The 22,057-nt window shown below is 58.0% G+C and carries 17 protein-coding genes and 2 pseudogenes; 5 read left to right on the top strand and 14 right to left on the bottom strand.

All coding sequences use genetic code 11. The annotated features are described in order from the left end of the window. Positions 1-92: 92 nt before the first annotated feature. The 4 genes and pseudogenes from VY732_RS27565 to VY732_RS27550 all read right to left on the bottom strand — a co-directional run bounded on the left by VY732_RS27565 (position 93) and on the right by VY732_RS27550 (position 1,874). The gene (locus VY732_RS27565; RefSeq protein ID WP_331692834.1) at positions 93-554 is read right to left on the bottom strand and encodes a hypothetical protein; all 462 of its coding nucleotides are present in this window, start codon (positions 552-554) and stop codon (positions 93-95) included. 200 nt (positions 555-754) lie between these two features. Then, positions 755-911, bottom strand: a pseudogene (locus VY732_RS27560) (IS4 family transposase); the annotation flags it as partial. A gap of 127 nt (positions 912-1,038) precedes the next feature. Then, positions 1,039-1,290, bottom strand: a pseudogene (locus VY732_RS27555) (helix-turn-helix domain-containing protein). A gap of 221 nt (positions 1,291-1,511) precedes the next feature. Further along, a complete protein-coding gene (locus VY732_RS27550; protein ID WP_034153614.1) occupies positions 1,512-1,874 on the bottom strand; it encodes a DUF6124 family protein in 363 nt (120 codons plus the stop codon). A 559-nt stretch (positions 1,875-2,433) separates the two neighbouring features. Here VY732_RS27550 and VY732_RS27545 point away from each other — a divergent pair. Then, complete coding sequence (locus tag VY732_RS27545) at positions 2,434-2,835, top strand: hypothetical protein (protein WP_331692833.1); 402 nt, start codon at positions 2,434-2,436, stop codon at positions 2,833-2,835. A gap of 102 nt (positions 2,836-2,937) precedes the next feature. Here VY732_RS27545 and VY732_RS27540 read toward each other — a convergent pair whose 3' ends face one another. Continuing rightward, complete coding sequence (locus tag VY732_RS27540) at positions 2,938-3,606, bottom strand: polysaccharide lyase family 7 protein (RefSeq protein ID WP_093429873.1); 669 nt, start codon at positions 3,604-3,606, stop codon at positions 2,938-2,940. A gap of 321 nt (positions 3,607-3,927) precedes the next feature. Between VY732_RS27540 and VY732_RS27535 the strand changes: the two genes are divergently transcribed. The 3 genes from VY732_RS27535 to VY732_RS27525 are packed head-to-tail and all read left to right on the top strand — an operon-like array spanning position 3,928 to position 6,911. After that, a complete protein-coding gene (locus VY732_RS27535; RefSeq protein WP_331692830.1) occupies positions 3,928-6,051 on the top strand; it encodes a putative bifunctional diguanylate cyclase/phosphodiesterase in 2,124 nt (707 codons plus the stop codon). A 44-nt stretch (positions 6,052-6,095) separates the two neighbouring features. Beyond that, complete coding sequence (locus VY732_RS27530) at positions 6,096-6,590, top strand: M48 metallopeptidase family protein (RefSeq protein ID WP_034153713.1); 495 nt, start codon at positions 6,096-6,098, stop codon at positions 6,588-6,590. Positions 6,591-6,614: 24 nt separating this feature from the next. Beyond that, positions 6,615-6,911: a winged helix-turn-helix domain-containing protein gene (locus tag VY732_RS27525; RefSeq protein ID WP_007913779.1), complete on the top strand. Its 297-nt coding sequence runs from the start codon at positions 6,615-6,617 to the stop codon at positions 6,909-6,911. 315 nt (positions 6,912-7,226) lie between these two features. On the opposite strand, the gene VY732_RS27520 is transcribed toward VY732_RS27525, so the two are convergent. After that, positions 7,227-7,679, bottom strand: a complete 453-nt coding sequence (locus tag VY732_RS27520; RefSeq protein WP_034153611.1) for a GNAT family N-acetyltransferase — start codon at positions 7,677-7,679, stop codon at positions 7,227-7,229. 255 nt (positions 7,680-7,934) lie between these two features. Here VY732_RS27520 and VY732_RS27515 point away from each other — a divergent pair, with 255 nt between their 5' ends. Beyond that, positions 7,935-8,672: a substrate-binding periplasmic protein gene (locus tag VY732_RS27515; protein ID WP_331692825.1), complete on the top strand. Its 738-nt coding sequence runs from the start codon at positions 7,935-7,937 to the stop codon at positions 8,670-8,672. Between the two features lie 121 nt (positions 8,673-8,793). Here VY732_RS27515 and yccS read toward each other — a convergent pair whose 3' ends face one another. The 8 genes from yccS to betB form a co-directional block, all read right to left on the bottom strand. Beyond that, positions 8,794-10,986, bottom strand: coding sequence for a YccS family putative transporter (gene yccS, locus VY732_RS27510; protein WP_331692824.1), 2,193 nt, complete (start codon positions 10,984-10,986; stop codon positions 8,794-8,796). Positions 10,987-11,216: 230 nt separating this feature from the next. After that, positions 11,217-12,395, bottom strand: coding sequence for an NAD(P)/FAD-dependent oxidoreductase (locus VY732_RS27505; RefSeq protein WP_331692822.1), 1,179 nt, complete (start codon positions 12,393-12,395; stop codon positions 11,217-11,219). Positions 12,396-12,537: 142 nt separating this feature from the next. Next, positions 12,538-13,923 (bottom strand): ATP-dependent RNA helicase DbpA, encoded by a 1,386-nt coding sequence (dbpA, locus tag VY732_RS27500; RefSeq protein ID WP_077574844.1) that lies wholly within the window; start codon positions 13,921-13,923, stop codon positions 12,538-12,540. 80 nt (positions 13,924-14,003) lie between these two features. Continuing rightward, the gene (gene mdtD, locus VY732_RS27495) at positions 14,004-15,431 is read right to left on the bottom strand and encodes a multidrug transporter subunit MdtD (protein ID WP_331692820.1); all 1,428 of its coding nucleotides are present in this window, start codon (positions 15,429-15,431) and stop codon (positions 14,004-14,006) included. Between the two features lie 150 nt (positions 15,432-15,581). Further along, positions 15,582-16,919 (bottom strand): TldD/PmbA family protein, encoded by a 1,338-nt coding sequence (locus tag VY732_RS27490; RefSeq protein WP_331692818.1) that lies wholly within the window; start codon positions 16,917-16,919, stop codon positions 15,582-15,584. After that, complete coding sequence (locus tag VY732_RS27485; RefSeq protein WP_150693771.1) at positions 16,919-18,361, bottom strand: TldD/PmbA family protein; 1,443 nt, start codon at positions 18,359-18,361, stop codon at positions 16,919-16,921. Before VY732_RS27485 ends, VY732_RS27490 begins: the two co-directional genes overlap by 1 nt. 282 nt (positions 18,362-18,643) lie before the next feature. Further along, complete coding sequence (gene betA, locus VY732_RS27480; protein ID WP_150651706.1) at positions 18,644-20,347, bottom strand: choline dehydrogenase; 1,704 nt, start codon at positions 20,345-20,347, stop codon at positions 18,644-18,646. Between the two features lie 153 nt (positions 20,348-20,500). After that, positions 20,501-21,973: a betaine-aldehyde dehydrogenase gene (gene betB, locus VY732_RS27475; RefSeq protein WP_331692814.1), complete on the bottom strand. Its 1,473-nt coding sequence runs from the start codon at positions 21,971-21,973 to the stop codon at positions 20,501-20,503. Positions 21,974-22,057: the final 84 nt, after the last annotated feature.

Below are 22,057 nucleotides of genomic sequence, written 5' to 3'. Positions count from 1 at the left end.
CTGTCTCGTTTGTTCATTTTTTCATTTTGCTACTTTTAAATAGCACAAAAGGGATAGCTAAATATCTATCCCATTTTTACATCGTGCCAGTATCATGTAACCTGATAAGCTCTGGGACTTGAAACTCCCACTACTTTCCCTGCCGCATTAGAGTGAATAAAGTTCAATTCATATTTGCCGGGCGTCGCCGCCAGATTCGAAATCCAAAGCTCAAACCAATATATACCACCGTAACTATCAATACACGCTTGCAACAGTGGCTTATCCAGCTTCCGAGTGTGAACGACGCTTGTCGATAACGTAGTTTTATTTACGAGTAAAAAATCCAATGTGTCATTAATCCTTGTAGAATTGAACAGATAACATCCAAGTGCGTAATAATTGGGGTTCGGTATCGCTGTACCAATTGCCTGTAAGATTGGCGGAATTTTTATCAATCGTGCGCCAGATGTGACCGCTGGTGAATAAATAGTTGGCATCGCCAGTGTTGGCGAATTAGTAGAAGGGGGAGGAGGGAAGGATGTTGCAGGAAGTATTTCAGTATAAGTCGGCATTAGCTATTCTCCTATCAAAACACATAACCATGTGCACTTCCATAACCTACACTTCGAAAAAAGATAGCGCACCTGTTAGAAATTACAGTTTTTAATACGAAATAAATCTATAAATCACAGCGTTTAGATCATCAAACAATCAGAAATCAGTTTTCTCTACAATCGTTTGAAGGGGACCGTTCCTGAGGGATACCCACAATCTACTCCAACAACTGCGCCTGTTGATGTACCTCGGCTCGCAAGGCGCGCTCAAGTCTCTCCGAGGTTTTTTCGAGAGTTTGAGCCGCGTCCACTGCGCCAGTATTCCAAGCCCAGTCGCCACAGCGACAACACCCGTCGGCGTTTAAGACTATTGCTTGGGCATAAAGGGGACAGATTTATTAAATAAATCATCAATGGTGAGTTGAACACCATGGTTAACTAAGCCTGAGTGTTGAAATGCTTTAAAAGAAATCCGCCGTGAGGCGGATTTCTTGTGGCGTTATCAGACAAATATTTCCGCTAGCTCTTCAAGCGTGGACATCGCTAACGGAACGACGGTGAGTTCGCAATCCAGAGCGGCAATAACACGTGCATAGGCGTTCATGCCCACGGAAAGGGCGCCTTTCTCTATCGCGATGACTTTGTATCGCGTCACTCTCGCGAGGTCGGCGATTTGCGCTTACGTTAGTCCGCGCTCCCTACGTTTTATGTGTAATTGCGCGGCGAGGCGGCTCATTAATAGAACGTGATCCATGTACTGTCTCTGTAACTTTCAAAGTTAAATGTGGCGTAAACCCTACATTTGATCGTTATGAGTCCGCTCGCACGCGTATGCGTCTACTCAATCTCCCAGACCCTTTTTCAAGCTGCTTGCGCGGCCTTCTCCAGAGTGCACTTCACAGAGCACAGCTAGCTGAATGGCACCTGTAAAGGAAGTTTGGAAGATTTTTCGACGAAAAAGTCCTTTATCAGTGACTATTCCTTCAGTTCCACGTGATCCAGTGCCTGATTCACCGCCAGTTCACCGAGCATGACCACTTGCGCAATGCCCAGGGCAGTCTTGCGGTGTGAGGTGTCGAGCATGGCTGCGAAGTTGTTGAGCATTTCGCTGGCTGAACCGAGGGTTTCGCTGGCGTTGGCCAGCAGGGATTCGGTGTTGTACTTCGGGTTGGCGAGGTACATGGGCTCGGGTTTATGCGTGCTGGCCATGATGAAGGCGGACGGTTTGAGGTAATGGTCGAGGGCGCGCTCGGCAGCGTCGTTGAGTTTTTTGGAATCGAGGGATTCGTAGGGGGATGCGGGATCTGTTTCTGGCGGGTGTGGCGTTGATTTAATCATTAGCTGAAAACTCCTGATGGAGCCGCTTCGTCTTCTCTACTAAAAGAAGGGTGGCAGCTGTGCGCAGGTTAGTAGACCGGGGAGTATTCAGCATTGACCGGCGCGCCGAAGCGCCCTGCACACAGCCACCATCAAGTCGGACAGCAATGACCGACGGATGCGCTTTGCACATAACTGAAAAACACCACGGGCTACTAAACCCGATCACTGGAAATCAGTGACGCGAATCAAGTTACCGATGGCCCGCCAGGTGCACAAGCCGGCGGATTCTGGCGTAGTGGTAGGCAACGACGCAAGCTGTTGTAGGCGTCCGGAAGTAACGGCCGAGGAAATTAAACGGGTCGTTTAAATAAAGCGTCTGCCTGGGTGTAATCCGAATTCGAGAGCGTTCAACCAAGTATCCAGTTTTTGGCTGGATAAATGATCAGGTTTGTTTATTAAGCTCCTAAAAAGACACTGGATATATTTTTTAGGTATAAAAACCTGTCAGATCTTACAGGTGTGGAAAGTTCATTGGCGATCTACCGTGGGCGCTCAGTTATCTTTCAGGATGGAAAAAATGCAAAAGGACAAAAGAGTTACCAGTGTTGGTGTTGGCGACGTTCAAATGTTTCTGGCGATTCCCGAGGGCGAAAGCTTTACCGTCTCAATTCGTGGTAGAGAGTTTTTGGAACACAGTGGAGAATATTTTAATTTCAAATTTTTTCAGTATGTAGGCAGGAATGAGTTCTATATTGGTTCCTCCTTCCGCAAAAACCTTCCGCTTAACGAACCGCACAATTTGGGTGACCCCGGCGCAGCTGCCCACGTACATCTGGAGTTGGACGGGATTGATAATTCAAGGAGTGCCAAGGGCTTTGTTTGTTTGGAGCGAGGCGGAGATTATCCTAAGGGTGTGATCTATTGTGCTGAAGAAAAAGCATTTTCTTTGATTGCGATGTTTGATTTTAAAAGTCGCTGATCTTCATCTTTGATGCGCTATCAGTATCATTCGGCAGACTTTAAAAAGTCTGCCGATTTTGGTTTTAGATCATCGATAACTGATGCTCAGGTCGGTGTTCTGTTATTTGTCATGATCAATATCCAGCTTACTGAACGTCACCTGGCCTCCCTCACTCGTGTACCCGGTGTTGTCCTGCACATAAACCCCAGCCTTGAAATACAGCGGCTTGTTGCGCCACGTCGCGCTGATCTGTGAATCCCACTGATAACCCGCCGCGCTCACGCCCAATGCACCGCCGGGGCTGAGGTGGATAAGGTAGTTGAATTCTCGATCTAGTTTGATCCCGGTCGCCAGGGTGATAACCCGGCTCTCATCCTCGTCCGGGTGCATGCGCACCTTGATCACCAGGTTGCCGGTTTCAGTTTTGGTCTTGTACTGATATTCAAGTTTGACCATCGGCTTCTGGCTTTCGTAGGCGTGAATCTGGCCAATGACGATCTTGCCGGAGCTAGGGACTTTGTTCACCGTGACGGTCGCGCGCAACGAATTGTCGGCGTCCGGGTAATACCAATTGCGCAGCGTGCCGTTGCTGTAGGTCTCGCGCAGTTCAGTGCGCGGATAAATGGCGTTTTCGGTTTTCGACCCGGTAACCGGTGACCAGAAGAACAAGGTGCCGGTGTCGGAATGGAAGTACTGATCTTTGAAGCCGTTCACCAGTTTGGAGGTTTCGACGGTGTATGGCGGGCTGCCAACGGGAACGCTGAGGTTCCAGGTTGCGAGATCGATCATGTCGGTTCTTCCACTCAAGTTTCACTGCACGCACGTGCCAGAAGCTCTAGCCCGCACGTTTTGGGGCGGCCTTTATAAGCGTAGAGGGATTTTTTGTTAATGCCCGTTTGGCAGATGATTGACGTCAACATCCTGTCGAAATGCCATCTCTGCCGGTTTCCGGGGGCTTCAGCGGTGACCGTTAGTCGGCAAATTCACGCTTTGGTTAAATGATGGCCTGATGACAGCTTCTGCTTTCTTGGATCCAGTACTAGAGTGAAGCCTCAGTATGTGTGCGGTTTTTACCGGAAACCGACCGAAAGTCCCGACAAGAGAAGCAGCATGGAATGCGCGCAACCCCCGCCAGGTGAAGGCAGCTCTGTCCTTTTGATCGTTGATGATTACCCTGAAAATCTGATCAGCATGCGCGCGTTGCTGCAGCGTCAGGATTGGCACGTCCTCACCGCAGCCTCCGGATTCGAAGCGCTCAATATTCTGCTCTCCCACGACGTCGATCTGGTGCTGCTGGACGTGCAGATGCCGGGCATGGACGGCTTTGAAGTGGCGCGGTTGATGCGTGGCAGCCAACGCACGCGCCTGACGCCGATCATCTTTCTGACCGCCAACGAGCAATCCCAGGACGCCGTGATCAAGGGCTATGCCAGTGGCGCGGTGGATTACCTGTTCAAACCGTTCGACCCGCAGATCCTCAAGCCCAAGGTGCAGGCGTTGCTGGAACACCAGCGCAATCGCCGCGCCTTGCAGCGCCTGAGTCATGACCTGGAAGTGGCGCGCGCCTTCAATGCCTCGGTGCTGGACAACGCCGCCGAAGGCATTCTGGTGGTGGGTGAGGACGGTTTGATCCGCTTTGCCAATCCGGCGATTTCGCGGTTGCTGAATGCGCCGGTGAAGGAGCTCGAAGGTAAGGAGTTTCTCGATTTTCTACAGAAGCCGCACATTCCGCTGTGGGCCGATTCCGAGTTTTATGCCGGCTACAAACGTGGCGAGACGCTAAGGCTGCACGACGCCTTGCTGCGTACTGCGCCCGGCCAGCAGGTGCCGGTGGCGCTGTCCTGTGCGGCGTTGCCTGCCGAGCAACACGCGATGGTGGTGACCGTTCTGGACATGTCGGTGGTGCGCCACTTGCACCAGCAGCTCGAATTTCAAGCGGTGACTGATCCACTGACCGGTTTGCTCAACCGTCGCGGGTTTTACCAGACTGTTGAAAATCTGCTGCTGCGTGGTGAGCGCAGCGATAGCAGTTGGGTGTTGCTGTATCTGGATCTTGATGGCTTCAAACGGGTCAACGATTCACTCGGTCACGATGCCGGCGATCGTGTACTGCGCTGGGTCTCCGAGCAGTTAAAAGCCTGCCTGCGACCGTTCGACATCCTCGCGCGGATGGGCGGGGACGAGTTCACAGCATTGCTGGATCTGGAATTCCCCGAGCAAGCGGCGAAGATTGCCGAAAAGCTCATTGAGCGGGTGTCGATCTGTCAGCAGATCGAAGGGTTGGACATCGCGCTGGGTGCCAGCATCGGCATCGCCACTTACCCGGACTGCGGCTCTAACCTTGACGGATTGCTGCGTGCCTCCGATATCGCGATGTACGAGGCCAAACGCGCCGGACGTCAGCAATATCGCTTTTATGATCATGAAATGAATGGCCGGGCGCGCTCGCGGTTGATGCTCGAAGAGAGTGTGCGTGCCGCCATCGAGAATCGCGATTTCAACTTGGTGTATCAGCCGCAAGTGGCCATCGACACTGGCCAGATTCGTGGTTTTGAGGCTTTGCTGCGCTGGCAACATCCAAGTGTCGGTGATGTTCCGCCGGGATTGTTCCTGCCGCTGCTGGAAGAGGCGCGGCTGATCAGCCGCCTCGGCAGCTGGATTTATCATCGCGGCGCCGGTCAGCGCAAAGCCTGGGAAACCTTGTTTGCCGAAGATCTGGTGCTCGGCGTGAGTTTGAGCAACACCCAGTTCAGCCTGCCGAATCTGGTCACCGAGTTGCGGCAAGTCATGGAGCGACATTCCTTGCAGCCTCGGCAACTGGAGGTCGAAGTCACTGAAGAAGCGTTGATGCAAAACCCCGACGAGACTCGCAAACAGTTGCGTTTGCTGCGCAATCTTGGGGTGCGCGTGGCGCTGGATGACTTCGGTTCCGGGCCGTGTTCGCTGGCGCATCTGCGCGATCTGGAACTTGATACCCTGAAAATTGATCGCCATCTAATCGCCCGATTGCCGGACTCCAAACGGGACGCCTCACTGGTCAGCACGGTCATCAGTCTGTGCAAACAATACGGTTTGCTGGTGATCGCCGAAGGTGTCGAAACCATCGAGCAATACCAATGGCTGCAAGCCCACGGCTGTGAATACGTGCAAGGTTTCCTCGTGGCCCGTCCATTGATCGCTGAGGACGCCGCAAGCTTTGCCGAACCGTTTGACTGGAGCGCGCTGCCCGGTTGAATTCGCTACACTGGCGCACCTTTTTCGAACCGTGTCGCTCGTCCATGACTGTGTTGAAGTACCTCCAGGCCTATCCCGCGCAATTACAGGATCAGGTGCGCCAACTGATCGCCGAAGGGCGTCTGGGTGAATACCTGAATCAACGCTATTCGGGGCGCCACGACGTGCAGAGCGACAAGGCCTTGTACAGCTACGCGCTGGACCTGAAACAGGAATACCTGCGCAACGCGCCGGCCATCGACAAGGTGCTGTTCGACAACCGCCTCGATCTGACCCACCGCGCCCTCGGTCTGCACACCACGGTGTCACGGGTGCAGGGCGGCAAGCTCAAGGCCAAGAAAGAGATTCGTATCGCCTCGTTGTTCAAGGACGCCGCGCCGGACTTTCTGAAAATGATCGTCGTGCATGAACTGGCGCACTTCAAGGAATCGGATCACAACAAGGCGTTCTATAAATTGTGCGAGCACATGCTGCCGGGGTATCACCAGGTCGAGTTTGATCTGCGCGTGTACCTGACGTGGCGGGATATGCAGGCTTAACAGTACGCAACCAGGAAGGTGGGGATGGACGTCAGCAAGACCAAAAGCAGTTTCTACCGCCGCTTGTATGTGGCGTACCTGATCGACAGCGGTCTGGCGCCGAGTGTGCCGACGCTGACCGAAGTGACCGGCATGCCCCGACGCACGGCGCAGGACACGATTGCGGCGTTGGCGGATCTGGATATCGTTTGTGAATTCGAGCAGGAAGAGGGCGCGCGCAACCATGCCGGACGCTATCGGATTCGCGAGTGGGGAGCGATTGATCGCGGGTGGATCGAGCGTAATTTGCGGCAGATCAAGGCTGTGCTTGAGTATCCCTGAAAGCCCCTCACCCCAGCCCTCTCCCAGAGGGAGAGGGAGCCGATTGGGGGATATTGGAGAGGTACGCCGACTTGAGCGAATTCCTCTGAATCCATAATCGACTCGGTTTTTCAGGTCGGCGGATAGTGCGGAACACCTCGGTCAGTCCCCTCTCCCCGAGGGAGAGGGAGCCGATTGGAGGATATTGGAGAAGTTCGCCGACTTGAGCGAATTCCTCTGAATCCATAATCGACTCGGTTTTTCAGGTCGATGTCTGACGCAAGACAACTCGGTCAGTCCCCTCTCCCAGTGGGAGAGGGTTAGGGTGAGGGCTGTTCAGGCACGACGCATCCCAATGTGCGGAATGTCATCCTCCAGATATTCTTCACCCGCCACAACAAACCCGTACCGACCGTAATACCCCTGCAAATGCGCCTGCGCTGACAGATAGATCGGCACTTGTGGCCAATGCTTCTCCGCCTGTTTCAACGCCTGCTCCATCATTTCGTGCCCCAGCCCTTTGCCGCGCCCTTGCGGTGCGGTAATCACGCGGCCGATCACCACGTCGCCGCCCTGGGATTCCGGATCCAGCAGGCGCAGGTACGCCATCAACTGGTCATCTTCCCAACCCATCAGGTGATAGGTATCGCCTTCCAGATCCTGACCGTCGAGGTCCGGATAGGCGCATTTCTGTTCGACCACGAACACGTCCGAGCGCAGTTTCAACAGCGCGTACAGCTGCTCCTTGCCCAGATCACTGTGATGTTTGCAGACCCACTCGATTGTCATGTGCCGATTCCTTGAACGTGTCGCCCGATACTAAGCGCCTGCGGCAAAGATGTCTTTATGGCGTAAGAGTCTGTGACAAAGGTCAAAATGCCATCATTCCTTTCTCGCAGCCCCGGCGACTTTGTGTAATCTGCAGGAGAGCCCTGTGCACTGGCTGCAATGAGCTAATGTTAGGGCCTGGGTTTTGCCGGTAAGGGGCCTTGGGGTTTTGACTGAAAACATGCTGGGCAACTCGCCCGCTAAGGATTTTCAAGCATGCCGCGTTTGCATCGAGCCTTTGCTTTGACCGGATTGCTCTTGCTGGCCCCGACCGCCGCAGCGGACAAGCTGCGGCTGGTGTTTGATATCTGGCCACCCTTTACCGACGACACGCTGGTCAACGGCGGACTGGCCACCGACATCGTCACAACTGCGCTGGCCCGGGCCGGTTATGCCAGCGGTTACGAACAGGTGCCTTGGGCGCGGGCGCTGCTTGGCGTTGGCGAGGGCCGCTACGATGTATTGGTCAACGCTTGGTACAACGACGAACGGACCAGGCTCGGCCAGTTTTCCGGTGAATACCTGCTTAACCGCATCCGCTTTCTCAAGCGCAAAGACACGCCACTCGAGTATTCAAATCTGCAGCAACTGCACACCTATCCGATCGCTGTGGTGCGCGGTTACGCCTATTCGGCGCCGTTCGATGCCGACACGGCGTTGCAGAAAGTCCCTGTGCATAATTTCGCCATGGCCGTGCGCATGCTCGCAGCGGATCGGGTCAAGCTGACGCTGGAAGATGAGTATGTGGCCAAGTATTACCTGGCGCGGGAATCCGCCAAGGTGCGCAATTCGGTGGAGTTTTTGCCCAAGCCGTTGAGTGAGAACAGCCTGCATATATTGGTGAGCCTGAAGAATCCGCAGCATGAGCAGATTGTTGCAGGGTTTGATAAGGCGATTGCGGCGATGAAGGCGGATGGGAGTTATGACAAGTTGTTGAGGCAGCATGGGATGTGAGCGTTGATCCGCAATTTACTGTGTGGCTGATGGCCTCTTCGCGAGCAAGCTCGCTCTCACATTTGTTCTGTGTTGTTCACAAATCCTATGTGGGAGCGAGCTTGCTCGCGAAGGCATCCTGTCAGCCAGCGCTGATCTCATTGGTGTCCTTGATCAGGTGCGCCGCCAACGTCCGCAACGGCCCCAACTGCCGGCAAATCAACGCCAGTTGCGTCTGCACCAACCGCTGCCCCTCATCAATCTCATCCGGCATCTGCTCCAGCTCATTGGCCAGCGCTTCTTCTTCATCACTCTGAATCGCCACCGGCTGCTTGTTCGCCAGCCCTCGGGCGATTTCATCGATGCTCGTTGCCAGTTTCACCCCGGCGCCATCAATCAAATGCTCACGCACATCCGCCGGCAACTGCGTCTCGCGATGCGCGCCGAGCCCTGACAGATAACTCAACAAGGTGTGCGACAACACCAGAAAGCGGAAACCGACATCCGCTTCCTTGCGGAAATGGCCCGGCTCCATGAGCATGTTCGCCAGCGTGGTCGACAGCGCCGCATCGGCGTTGTGCGCGTTGCGTCGGGCCAGACGATAGGCGAGGTCGTCGCTCTTGCCGGCGGCGTATTGCTGCATGATCTGGCGCAGGTAGATGCTGTTGCAGGTCAGGGTGTTGGCCAGCACTTTGTTCAGGCGTCGGCCCTGCCAGTCCGGCAGGAACAGGAATACCGTCAGGCCGGCAATCAGGCTGCCGAGCAAGGTATCGAACAACCGTGGCAGGAACAGTCCGTAACCGTCGCCGACCTGATTGAAGCAGAACAGCACCATGATGGTGATCGCCGCTGTCGCCAGGGTGTAGCGGGTGGTGCGGTTGGTAAAGAACACCACGCCGGCGGCGATGGCGAAACACGACTGCACCAGTGGGCTTGGGAACAGATCGAACAGCGCCCACGCCACGGTCAGGCCGATGGCGGTGCCGAAAATTCGCTGACCGAGTTTGCGCCGCGTCGCGCCGTAGTTCGGCTGGCAGACAAACAGGGTGGTGAGGATGATCCAATAGCCCTGCGACGGGTGAATCAGATGCACCATGCCGTAGCCGATACTCAGCGCCAATGGCAGGCGCAGGGCATGACGGAACAGCAAAGACGTCGGCGTCAGTTGCGTACGCAGACGAATCCAGACGTCCTTGAGGTTGCGCGGCGAGCGGTCGAGCAGGCTGCTGTCGGTCGCATCGGCCAAGGCGTCGGGGTTGCTCGCGTCGCTAAGTAAGCGGTCGAGGGTGCCGAGGTTGGCCGCCAGGGCGCGCAGCGAGCGCAACAATCCGCGCCACGCCGGATTGCTCTGGATGCGCAGGTGTTCGAGGGAGGCGTCGAGGTCGCTCAGGGCTTCGGCGAAACTCGCGTCATAAATAAATGGCTGGCGCATCTGGATCGATTCGGCCAGAGCGCGGCAGGCCTTGCCTTGCTGGCGCAACAGGCGTTGGCAGCGGAACAGCACGTCGCTGTGGAAGAACGCTTCGGCCAGTGCGTTGTACGGATAGTGCGAAGAACTCGCGCGTTCGTGGATGTCCTGAGCAAGGAAGTACAGCTTCAGGTAACGGCTGACTTTCGAGCCGGGGCGGCCGTTGCCGACGCGGTGCAGGATGATTTCCTTGGCACTGTTCAGCGCCGCCACCACGCGACCGTTTTGCTGGGCCAGTTCCAGACGTCGCGCTTCGACGTCCATCTGCCGGATCGGTTCGAACAGCGACGATTTCAGCTTCAGGTAAAAACCCAGTTCGCGGAACAACCGCGCCAGACTCTGCTGCACCGGCTGGTTGGAAAACATCGCCTGCCACAGCACCGAGAGCAAGCCGTACCACGCCGCACCGGCCACCAGCAGCATCGGTTCGTGCCAGAAATCGGTGACCGCGCCGCCGCGCTGATCAACGCCGATCATCGTGTACACCGACAGAATCAACGTCGCCGAAGCAATCGCCCCATAACGCTCGCCGAGCGCACCGAGCATGGTCAGGCCGAAACTGGCCAGCGCCAAAGCAATGGCAAACACAATGGGGTAGGGGAAGAGCAATTCCACCGACAGCGCGGCGATGCTGAAACACACCAGCGTCACCGCGAGGGCATTGAGGCGGCCCTGCCAACTGTCGTCGGTTTCGGCCAGGGCGCTGGCGATGATGCCGAGGAACAACGGGATCAACAGGCCCATTTCATCCTGATACCAGCACAGCGCCATGCTGCCGGTCAGGGCGATGAACACCCGCACGCTGTAGCTGAATTTATCCAGCGCCCACAGGCGCCGCAAAGACTGACGAAACGAGGTCGAGGACATGAAGTGCGAAGGCCTTCCGAGGCGATGCCGCTAAATTGAGCCAGTAATGACGCCGACGCAATGGCGCCGATCACATCTGACAGCAAAAAGTGTTCCTTACTGCATCACACATAACAACTGTAGGAGTGAGCCTGCTCGCGATAGCGGCCTGTCAGCCAATAAATTCGGTGACAGACACACCGCTATCGCGAGCAGGCCCACTCCTACAGGGTTTTGTATTTGGCTCTGAGTTAGGCGTACTGCGCAGCGGCGTAGCCGGAGGCCCAGGCCCACTGGAAGTTGAAACCGCCCAGATGCCCGGTCACGTCGAGTACTTCGCCGATAAAGTACAGACCGGGGCTTTTCAGCGATTCCATGGTCTTGGAGGAAACTTCGCGAGTGTCGACGCCACCCAGTGTGACCTCGGCCGTGCGATAACCTTCCGTGCCCGCCGGCACGACTTTCCAGCTGCCCAGCCTCTCGGCAATTTCCGCCAGTTCCGCGTGGGTGTACTGCTTCATCGGCTTGGACACAAACCAGTTGTCCGCCAGCAAATTGGCCATCTTCTTGGTGAAGATTTCACCGAGCAGGGTTTTCAACTCGCTGTTCGGGCGCTCGGCCACTTGCTGTTGCAACCAGCTCGCCGCGTCGTGATCCGGCAGCAGGTTGATCTCCACCGTGTCGCCGGATTCCCAGAACGAGGAAATCTGCAAAATCGCCGGGCCACTGAGGCCACGGTGAGTGAACAGGATGTTCTCGCGAAAGCTCTGATCGTTGCAGCTGACCAGACAATCCACCGACGTCCCGGACAACTCGGTGCAGAGTTCCTTGAGCTGATCGGTGATGGTGAACGGAACTAGGCCTGCGCGGGTCGGCAGCAGTTCATGGCCGAACTGCTTGGCCACTTGATAACCGAAACCGGTGGCGCCCAGCGTCGGGATCGACAGACCACCAGTGGCGATCACCAGCGACTGACACTGAACCTGACCGAGGGTGGTGTCGAGCAGGTAACCGCTTTCGAGCTTCTCGATCGTTTGAATCGACGTGTCCAGATGCAGCTCGACGCCGGCCTGATCGCACTCGGTCAGGAGCATTTCAAGAATGTCGCTGGATTTGTTATCACAGAACAACTGGCCGAGTTTCTTCTCGTGGTACGGCACGGCGTGTTTGCCGACCATGCCGATGAAATCCCACTGGGTGTAACGCGCCAGCGCGGATTTGCAGAAATGCGGGTTCTGCGAGAGAAAATTGCTCGGCTCGGTGTACATGTTGGTGAAATTGCAGCGGCCACCGCCCGACATCAGGATTTTCTTGCCGGCCTTGTTCGCGTGGTCGAGCAGCAATACCTGGCGCCCGCGCCCGGCGGCGGTCAGTGCACACATCAACCCCGCGGCGCCAGCGCCAATGATCACGACTTCGGTAGAGCGCAAAACGGTGTCCTCTGAAATGTCACCACAAAACGAACTGTAGGAGTGAGCCCGCTCGCGATGGCGGTGTGTCATTCAACATAGAGGTTGGCTGACAGATTGCTATCGCGAGCAGGCTCACTCCTACAGGGGAGTTACGTTGTTCTTACAAAATACGGACGCGCAGCGAACGGCCCTTGATCTTGCCGTCGTTCAAACGCTGCAAGGCCTGCATGGCCACGGTGCGGTCCACCGCTACATAAGCCTGGAAGTCGAAGATGGCGATCTTGCCAACCTGTGCACCGGGAATGCCGGCATCGCCAGTCAATGCACCGAGAATGTCGCCCGGGCGAACCTTGTCTTTACGGCCAGCGCCGATGCAAAGCGTAGTCATCGGCGGTTGCAGCGGGGCGAGGCCCTGGGACTTGAGGTTATCGACCTGATCCCAGTTCAGCGGCGATTTCTGCAGTTGTTCGATGGCTTGCGCGCGATGCGCTTCACCCGGAGCAACCAGGCTGATGGCGATACCTTTTTCGCCAGCGCGACCGGTACGGCCAACGCGGTGAATGTGGATTTCCGAATCGCGCGCCAGTTCGACGTTGATCACCATGTCCAGTGCATCAATGTCCAGACCGCGTGCGGCGACGTCGGTGGCAACCAGTACCGAAGTACTGCGGTTGGCGAACATCGCCAGCACCTGATCGCGGTCACGCTGTTCCAGGTCGCCGTGCAGGCCGACGGCGGAAATGCCTTTGGCGGTCAGGTGATCAACGGTTTCCTGCACTTGCTGCTTGGTGAAGCAGAACGCCACGCACGACGCTGGGCGGAAGTGGTGCAGGACTTTGGTCACCACGCTCATACGATCTTCCGGGGAGATCTCGTAGAAACGCTGCTCGATCTGCGTGTCATCGTGGAACGCTTCGGCTTTCACCGTTTGCGGATCACGCATGAATTTCGACGCCAGTTGCTTGATGCCCACCGGGTAAGTCGCGGAGAACAGCAGGGTCTGACGACGCTCCGGGGTCTTGATGATGATGTCTTCGATGGCGTCGTAGAAACCCATGTCGAGCATGCGATCGGCTTCGTCGAGGATCAGCGTGTTCAGGCCATCGAGGACCAGCGAACCCTTGCGCAGGTGCTGCTGGATGCGGCCCGGGGTGCCGACGATGATGTGCGCGCCGTGCTCCAGCGAAGCGATCTGCGGGCCGAAGGACACGCCGCCGCACAGGGTCAGGACTTTGATGTTGTCTTCGGCACGGGCCAGACGACGGATTTCCTTGGCGACCTGGTCGGCCAGCTCGCGCGTCGGGCAGATCACCAGTGCCTGGCAACCGAAGTAGCGCGGGTTGATCGGGTTGAGCAGGCCGATGCCGAATGCGGCAGTCTTGCCGCTGCCGGTCTTGGCCTGGGCGATCAGGTCCATCCCTTTGAGGATCACCGGCAAGCTCTGCGCCTGGATCGGCGTCATCTGGGCATAACCGAGGGATTCGAGGTTAGCCAGCATGGCGGCGGACAGCGGCAGAGTATTAAAAGCGGTGGCGATGGTGGTCACGGGACTGGCCTGCAAAACAAAATGTCGCGCAGTGTAGCAGCCCCGTGCCACTTTCTTCGAAAGTTCTGGACGAACAGTGGTTAATGTTCGATGTGTTCTTGTGGACGTTTAGCGCGCCGGCCGTCTTCTTTCGACAGTTGCGAGAAGATCGTCGCGGCGAGCATCGCCATGATGCCGACGGTGACGAAGGTCAGCTGGAACGCGCCGAGCACGGTTTCCACGCCATCGTTGCCGACCTCCGCTGTAAACCCACCGAGCAATGCACCAGCGCAGGCAACGCCAAGACTCAGCGACAACTGCGCGACCACCGAGAGCAAACTGTTGCCACTGCTGGCGCTGGCGTCGTCCAGATCAATCAGGGTCACGGTGTTCATCGCGGTGAATTGCAGCGAGTTGATCGCGCCCAGCACTGCCAGCAGGCATAGCAGCAGCCAGTACGGCGTCTGCTCGCTGACCAGGCCCATGCTCGCCAGCATGATCCCCAGCGCCAATGTGTTGCCGGTGAGGACGATGCGATAGCCAAGCCGTTCGATCAGCGGCCGCGCGACCCACTTGGCGATCATCGCCGCCGCGGCCAGCGGCAGCATGCTCATCCCCGCTTGCGACGGCGAATAGCCCAGCGCTACTTGCAGCAGCAGCGGCACCAGAAACGGCAGAGCACCGCTGCCCAAACGCGCGAAGAGGTTGCCGAGAATGCCGACGGCAAAGGTGCGGGTCTTGAACAGCGACGGTGCGAACAGCGGGTTTTCGATGTGCCCGGCGCGCAACCAGTACGCCGCCAGACAGGCCATACCGCCGAACAGCAGCAACATCACGCGCAAGTGCGGCAGGTGCAGTTCGCCGAGGCCTTCCATGGCGATGGTGATCAAAATCATCGCCGCACCAAACAGCAGGAAGCCGAGGCTATCGAAGCGTGTGCGTTCAGTGCCGCGCAGGTCGGGAATGAACTTCCACACCGCGTAGCAGCCGATCACGCCGACCGGCAGGTTGATCAGGAAGATCCAGTGCCACGTCAGGTACTCGACCATCCAGCCGCCCATGGTCGGGCCGATCAACGGGCCGAGCAGACCGGGAATGGTGATGAAGCCCATGATCCGCACCAGTTCGGATCGTGGATAAGCACGCAACACCACCAGTCGCCCGACCGGCAGCATCAGTGCACCGCCCAGGCCCTGAATCACCCGGGCGCCGACCAGCATGCTCAGACTGCTCGACAGTGCACAAAGCAGTGAGCCGAAACTGAACAGCAGAATCGCGCCGAAGAAGATTTTCTTGGTGCCGAAGCGGTCGGCGATCCAGCCTGAGGCGGGGATCAGCAGCGCCACGGTGAGCATGTAAGAGATGACCACGCCTTGCATGCGCAACGGATCTTCGGCGAGATCGCGAGCCATGGCGGGCAGGGCGGTATTGAGAATGGTCCCGTCGAGGGACTGCATGAAGAAAGCGATAGCGACGACCCACGGCAACCAGCGGGCGGTGATGGCGTCGAGAGGCGGGCGGTTGGGCATGGAACCTCTGTTGTTGGAGTTAATACAAATCCAAGGTCGAGCACGGTCAGTGTGGGAGCGAGCCTGCTCGCGAAAGCGGTAGGTCAGTCGCCATCAATGTTGGATGACATGGCCTCTTCGCGAGCAGGCTCGCTCCCACAGGTTTTACGTTTACAGGGTTAGCGTCAAACGGCTGACCAGCGCCCCCGGCAGCAATGCCGAGGAGGTATTGCGCTGGCTATACGTACTCGCCGACAGCAGCAACTCGCGCTCGGTGGTCAACGCTTCCAGCTGCGAACCGAGCAGGCTGTAAGCGCTGTCGTCAAAACGCATGGTGCTGACCGGCGCCTGGATCTCGCCGTTCTCGACCCAGAAGGTCGCGAAACGGGTCATGCCAGTCATGCGCGCGGCCGGTTGATCCGAGTAGTTCAGGTACCACAGGTTGCTGATGTACAGCCCGGTACCCAACTGCTTGAGGATCTCTGCTTGCGACAGATCGCCCGCCGCCATGTTCAATGCACTGGGCATTTCACCGCCGCCGGCGCCGTTGGCGGTCAGCCCATATTCGGCCGCACTGCGTGAGCCGACCAGTTGATCGCCAGCCTTGCCTTCGACGATCAAACGCAAATCACTGCGCGGATAACCTTCGCCGGAAAACGCCGGGCTCAACGATTCGCTGACTTTCTCGTCCAGCGACAGCAGTGGGCTGAACGCCTGATCGCCGACATACAGCTTCTGCAACGGGCTGCTCTTGCTGGCAATCGACTGCGCCGAAAAACCGCCCCAGCTCAACATGCCCATGATTTCTTCCAGCGCCGCCGGTGCCAGGTACGCGCGGTACTGCCCCGGCGCCAAGGTGCGCAGCGGGCGGCCGAGAAACTCCAGTTGCTCGCGTGCCTGGCCGAAGCGCTTGGCGAAACCTTCGCTGCTCCAGTCATGCCCGGCGTAGCTGGCCTTAACCGCTTCACCGTTGTCGTGGAACAGGCTGAAATCGAAGTTGAAGCTGTTGGCCTGATGCCAACCGAACGCCCCTGAAGAACTGGCGAAACCACGGCTGATCGGGCCAGCAGCATAAAAGCCAACCAAGTCCAGACCTTCAGCGGCAGAACAGATTTCATCGACCACCTGTTCAGTATCCGGCAGCGGGTGCTCCTGCACGTTCTGGCTCTGCCAGCCGTTGTGATTGAGCAGCAGGTACGGATCCTGCGGCAGCAACGGCAGGGTTTCGCGCAGTTGTTGCAGGCCTTCGGCGAGGCGTCGCAGATCGCCTTCCTGATCACCGGACAGGGTGACTTGCAGGTCAGCGTGACGGCCATCGTTGATCAGCTTCAGGACGATATTGGCCTGCTGCACTTGGCCGGCCTGACGCACTTTGGCGTGATTGAAACGCACAAACGCCGAGGACTCGGCGGCATAGCTGAGGGTGAACTGTTCTGGCTCGCGCACGCTGTCGCGCAGCCACTCGACCATGACCTTGAAGGCGTCGGACTGACTCTTCGAAATGCTCATCAGGCGTCTCCCCCAAACACATCAACGTTGCTGAATACGCAGGCCGGCGAAGCGTGGCCGACGCGGATCACCTGGTTTGGTTCACCCTTGCCGCAGTTCGGCGTGCCCAGCACCTTCACGGTGTTGGCGTCGCCGACGGCGCGCAGGCTTTTCCAGAAGTGCGCGGAAATCGCCCGGTAGTTCGGGTTTTTTACCACGCCTTTGAGTTCACCGTTTTCGATCAACTGGCCCCATTCACAGCCGAACTGGAATTTGTTGCGCGCATCGTCGATCGACCACGAACGGTTGGTGCTCATCAGGATGCCGTGCTCGATGCCTTCGATCAGCTTGTTCAGCGGCTGATCGCCCGGCTCGATATTGAGGTTGGCCATGCGGTCGATCGGCGGCCGGTTCCAGCCACAGGCGCGGCTGTTGGCGACGCCGTCGAGACCGGCGCGGAACTGCGACAGCGCCCCGCCCAGTGGGCGCAGCAGCAAACCATCACGAATCAGGAATTGTTTGCTGGCCTTGCTGCCGTCGTCGTCATGACCATAGCTGGCCAGTTCTTCGGGAATACCCGGATCGAACGTCACGTTGAGCAGCTTGGAGCCGTATTGCAGGCTGCCGAAGTCGCTGGCTTTGACGAAACTGGTGCCAGCGTAATTGCGCTCGTCGCCGAGGATGCGGTCGAGTTCCAGCGGGTGGCCGATGGATTCGTGGATCTGCAGCATCATCTGGTCCGGCATCAACAGCAGGTCGCGCGGGCCTTGCGGGGTGTTCGGTGCGAGCAGCAGTTGCAAGGCCTGATCGGCGACTTGCGGGCCGGCGCCGATCAGGCCGCAGCGGCTGATCACGTCAGCGCCGCCCTGTTGGCCGAAGTTCTCGCGGCCGAGGCTACGGGTCTGGCTGTCGTTACCGTCGTAGGCGGTGACGTCGAGGCCTGGATAGACGAAGCGCTGGGCCTGGCGCAATTCAGCCCCGGCGCTGCTCAGGTAAATCTGTTCGACGTGGGTAATGCCAATGCTCACCTGCCAGTTCACCAGGCGCTCATCCTTTGGCACCGAGGCGGATTCCGCACCGAGCAACTCAAAGCATTCGCTCAGGGATGGGAAGGGTTGTTCGAGATTGGGCGAAAAGTAATCAGCGCGATCGCTGGACACTGGCTGATCGCGCAGGTCGAGCAAGGCGTGCGGCTTGAGCCGACGGGCTTGCTGCTCGGCGCGTTCGAGGGCGGCTTGCAGGCCTTGTTGCGACAAGTCATTGGTCGCCGCGTAAGCCTCAACGCCGTTGACGCGAACGGTGAGCATCGCCCCTTCGTCGCGGCTCAGGCTCGGCGGTTCGGCGACGTTTTTACGCACCGACAGGTACTGCCCGGATTCGCGTACATACCGCAAGGAAAAGAACTCAGCGCCCGTGCGCAAGGCAGCGAAGCGCTGCTTGAGCTGGGGGTGGAAATCGAACATTCGGGAACCTCCTTGTCAGGGGGAAGCGGTAGAGCAGCGGCGGGGAGGGGGTGAAACGGTTGCGCGAGGTCTAGAGTAGGCCTGCGTGGGGGTAGGATCAAGTGAAGAGGGGGTGTAGGGGGATTTACTTGAAACAGAGGGATTTGTGCTGAATTGTGGGGCCTCATCGCGAGCAGGCTCACTCCTACAGTTAATCTCCAGTGTTCACATGGATGTGTGTTCACTGGAGATCCTTGTAGGAGTGAGCCTGCTCGCGATCAGCCTTGATACGGTGTAACTGAATTACTGAGCAGCAGGCGTAATATCACGCATCGGCTTGCCCTTCACCGGCGCATCGCCCGCCACATAGTAAGCAGCGGTGCTACGCGGCAGCGGCTGGCGGCCACGGATCTTGTCGGCGATTTTCTCGGCGATCATGATCGTTGGCGCGTTGAGGTTGCCGGTGGTGATGATCGGCATGATCGAGGCATCGACCACACGCAGGCTCTGCATGCCGTGCACGCGACCTTCGCCATCAACCACAGCCATCTCGTCGGTGCCCATCTTGCACGAGCAGGACGGGTGGAACGCAGTTTCGGCGTGCTCGCGGATGAACTTGTCCAACTGCTCATCGGTTTGCACTTCGATGCCCGGGCTGATTTCGCGGCCACGGAAAGCGTCCAGCGCAGGCTGTTGCATGATTTCACGGGTCAGGCGGATGCCGTCGCGGAATTCCTGCCAGTCCTGCTCGGTGGCCATGTAGTTGAACAGGATGCTCGGGTGCTGGCGCGGGTCTTTCGACTTGGCCTGGATGCGACCACGGCTTGGCGAGCGCATGGAACCCATGTGCGCCTGGAAACCGTGCTCTTTCACACCGTTGCTGCCGTTGTAGTTAATCGCTACCGGCAGGAAGTGGTACTGGATGTTCGGCCATTCGAATTCCGGACGCGAACGGATGAAACCGCCGGCTTCGAACTGGTTGCTGGCGCCGATACCGGTGCCGTTGAACAGCCACTCGGCACCGATGGCTGGCTGGTTGTACCAGAGCAGCGACGGGTACAGCGAAACCGGTTGAGTGCAAGCGTATTGCAGGTACAGCTCAAGGTGATCCTGCAGGTTTTCACCGACGCCCGGCAGGTCGTGAACCACTGGTATGTCGAGCGACTTCAGAAGCTCGGCAGGGCCGACACCGGAACGCTGCAGAATCTGCGGCGAAGCGATGGCGCCGGAGCACAGCAGGACTTCTTTACGGGCTTTGGCTTCAACGCGCTCTTCAGCGTCGCCGACCAGGTAACGCACGCCAACCGCACGCTTGCCTTCAAACAGAATCTTGTCGGTCAGGGCGTGGGTGACGATGGTCAGGGTCGAGCGCTTCTTGGCGACGTCGAGATAACCACGGGCGGTGGAAGCACGACGGCCGTTCGGCGTGACGGTACGGTCCATCGGGCCGAAGCCTTCCTGCTGGTAGCCGTTCAAGTCTTCGGTGCGCGGATAACCGGCCTGTACGCCAGCTTCAACCATGGCGTGGAACAGAGGGTTGTTCCCAGCCTTCGGCGTGGTCACGCTGACCGGGCCTTCGCCACCGTGGTAGTCGTTCGGGCCGATGTCGCGGGTTTCGGCTTTGCGGAAGTACGGCAGGCAGTCGAGGTACGACCAGTTTTCCAGGCCTGGCAGTTTTGCCCAGCCGTCGTAGTCCATCGCGTTACCACGGATGTAGCACATGCCGTTGATCAGCGAGGAACCGCCGAGGCCTTTGCCGCGACCGCATTCCATGCGGCGACCGTCCATGTGTGGCTCTGGATCGGTTTCGTAGGCCCAGTTGTAGCGACGACCTTGCAGCGGGAACGCCAGAGCAGCCGGCATTTGCGTGCGGAAGTCGAAACGGTAGTCAGGGCCGCCGGCTTCGAGCAGCAGAACGGTGACGCCAGCGTCTTCAGTCAGACGGGTCGCCAGGGTGTTACCGGCCGAGCCGGCACCGATGATGATGTAATCGAATTCTTGGGACATTGAATGCACCCTCTTTAGATGTGGTCAGGTCGGGCCTGACGAGTGCTTTGCACTCGAATCGCAAGTAGGCTCGCTCCCACGTTGGAATGGGATCTCCTATGGGAGCGAGCCTGCTCGCGAAGACGGCCTCACGAGCAATACAAGACTCGGCTCTTAGAACACCGAGACGTAATCGCCCAACTCGACCTGTACCGATTTGATGCGGGTGAAGTTGTTCAGCGAGCTGATGCCGTTCTCACGACCAACACCCGACTGCTTGTAACCGCCAACCGGCATTTTTGCGTCGGACTCGCCCCAGGCGTTGATCCAGCAGATACCGGCTTCCAGTTGATGAATCACGCGGTGGGCGCGGTTCAGGTCTTTGGTGACGATACCGGCGGCCAGGCCGAAGTCGGTGTCGTTGGCGCGGCGGATCACTTCTTCTTCGGTTTCGTAGGAGAGGATCGCCATGACCGGGCCAAAGATTTCTTCACGAACGATGGTCATGTCGTCGGTGCAATCGGTGAACACGGTCGGCGCCACGAATGCGCCTTTGGCGAATTCGCCATCGGTCAGACGGTCGCCGCCGCACAGCACGCGGGCGCCTTGTTCTTTACCTTTGGCGATGTAGCTCAGCACGCTTTCCATGTGCGCGAAGCTGACCAGTGGGCCGAAGTTGGTGTTTTCGTCTTCCGGGTTACCGACGCGGATGCGTGCAACGCGCTCAACGATCTTGGCTTCGAAAGCGGCTTTCAGGTGCGCCGGAACGAACACGCGAGTGCCGTTGGTGCAGACCTGACCGGAGCTGTAGAAGTTGGCCATCATCGCGGTGTCGGCAGCGCGATCGAGATCGGCGTCGTCGCAGATGATCAGCGGGGACTTGCCGCCCAGTTCCATGGTCACGTCTTTCAGCGACGAAGCCGAAGCGCTGGCCATGACTTTCTTGCCGGTGTCGGTGCCGCCGGTGAAGGAGATTTTTTCGATGCGCGGGTGCTCGGTCAGCCAAGTACCGACTTCACGGCCGCTGCCGGTCAGTACGTTGAACACGCCATTTGGAACGCCGGCTTCGGTGTAGATCTCGGCCAGTTTCAGGGTGGTCAGCGAGGTGACTTCGCTTGGTTTGAAGATCATCGCGTTACCGGCCGCCAGGGCTGGTGCGGATTTCCACAGGGCGATCTGGATCGGGTAGTTCCACGCGCCGATACCGGCAACCACGCCCAGTGGCTCGCGACGGGTGTAGACGAAAGAAGTGTCGCGCAGAGGAATCTGCTCGCCTTCGATCGCTGGCACCAGGCCTGCGTAGTATTCCAGCACGTCAGCACCGGTAACGATGTCGACGTATTTGGTTTCGGAGAAGGATTTACCGGTGTCCAGGGTTTCCAGCGCGGCCAGTTCATCGTTGCGCTCGCGCAGGATGTCGACGGCACGACGCAGGATGCGCGAACGCTCCATGGCGGTCATCGCGGCCCAGATTTTCTGGCCCTTTTCAGCGCTGACCACGGCGCGCTCGACGTCTTCCTTGGTCGCACGTTGCACCAGTGCGAGGACTTCACCGTTAGCCGGGTTGATGGCTTCGAAGGTGGCATCGCTGCCGGCGTCGGAGTACGCGCCATCGATGTAAAGTTTTTGCAGTTCGAAACGGGCCATAGTGTCCTCGCAAGTGCATTGGTGGTTGGCGTTGACCACCGCGGTGAGGCTGCGGTGGCGTTCAGGGGCCGAGCGTTTTCTGTG

Origin of the sequence: Pseudomonas sp. ZY71 (genome assembly GCF_036542145.1) — a bacterium.
Taxonomy (GTDB): Bacteria; Pseudomonadota; Gammaproteobacteria; order Pseudomonadales; family Pseudomonadaceae; genus Aquipseudomonas; species Aquipseudomonas koreensis_A.
Note: the sequence above shows the minus strand (reverse complement) of the source record. Positions and strands in the feature narration are given on the sequence as shown.

Coding starts and splice junctions, on each gene's coding strand:
- VY732_RS27545 (WP_331692833.1), top strand. CDS start 2,434: ATGCAAAAGGACAAAAGAGTTACCAGTGTTGGTGTTGGCGACGTTCAA.
- VY732_RS27515 (WP_331692825.1), top strand. CDS start 7,935: ATGCCGCGTTTGCATCGAGCCTTTGCTTTGACCGGATTGCTCTTGCTG.
- yccS (WP_331692824.1), bottom strand. CDS start 10,986: ATGTCCTCGACCTCGTTTCGTCAGTCTTTGCGGCGCCTGTGGGCGCTG.
- VY732_RS27540 (WP_093429873.1), bottom strand. CDS start 3,606: ATGATCGATCTCGCAACCTGGAACCTCAGCGTTCCCGTTGGCAGCCCG.
- betB (WP_331692814.1), bottom strand. CDS start 21,973: ATGGCCCGTTTCGAACTGCAAAAACTTTACATCGATGGCGCGTACTCC.
- VY732_RS27525 (WP_007913779.1), top strand. CDS start 6,615: ATGGACGTCAGCAAGACCAAAAGCAGTTTCTACCGCCGCTTGTATGTG.
- VY732_RS27530 (WP_034153713.1), top strand. CDS start 6,096: ATGACTGTGTTGAAGTACCTCCAGGCCTATCCCGCGCAATTACAGGAT.
- VY732_RS27490 (WP_331692818.1), bottom strand. CDS start 16,919: ATGAGCATTTCGAAGAGTCAGTCCGACGCCTTCAAGGTCATGGTCGAG.
- VY732_RS27550 (WP_034153614.1), bottom strand. CDS start 1,874: ATGATTAAATCAACGCCACACCCGCCAGAAACAGATCCCGCATCCCCC.
- VY732_RS27485 (WP_150693771.1), bottom strand. CDS start 18,361: ATGTTCGATTTCCACCCCCAGCTCAAGCAGCGCTTCGCTGCCTTGCGC.
- mdtD (WP_331692820.1), bottom strand. CDS start 15,431: ATGCCCAACCGCCCGCCTCTCGACGCCATCACCGCCCGCTGGTTGCCG.
- betA (WP_150651706.1), bottom strand. CDS start 20,347: ATGTCCCAAGAATTCGATTACATCATCATCGGTGCCGGCTCGGCCGGT.
- VY732_RS27535 (WP_331692830.1), top strand. CDS start 3,928: ATGGAATGCGCGCAACCCCCGCCAGGTGAAGGCAGCTCTGTCCTTTTG.
- VY732_RS27520 (WP_034153611.1), bottom strand. CDS start 7,679: ATGACAATCGAGTGGGTCTGCAAACATCACAGTGATCTGGGCAAGGAG.
- VY732_RS27565 (WP_331692834.1), bottom strand. CDS start 554: ATGCCGACTTATACTGAAATACTTCCTGCAACATCCTTCCCTCCTCCC.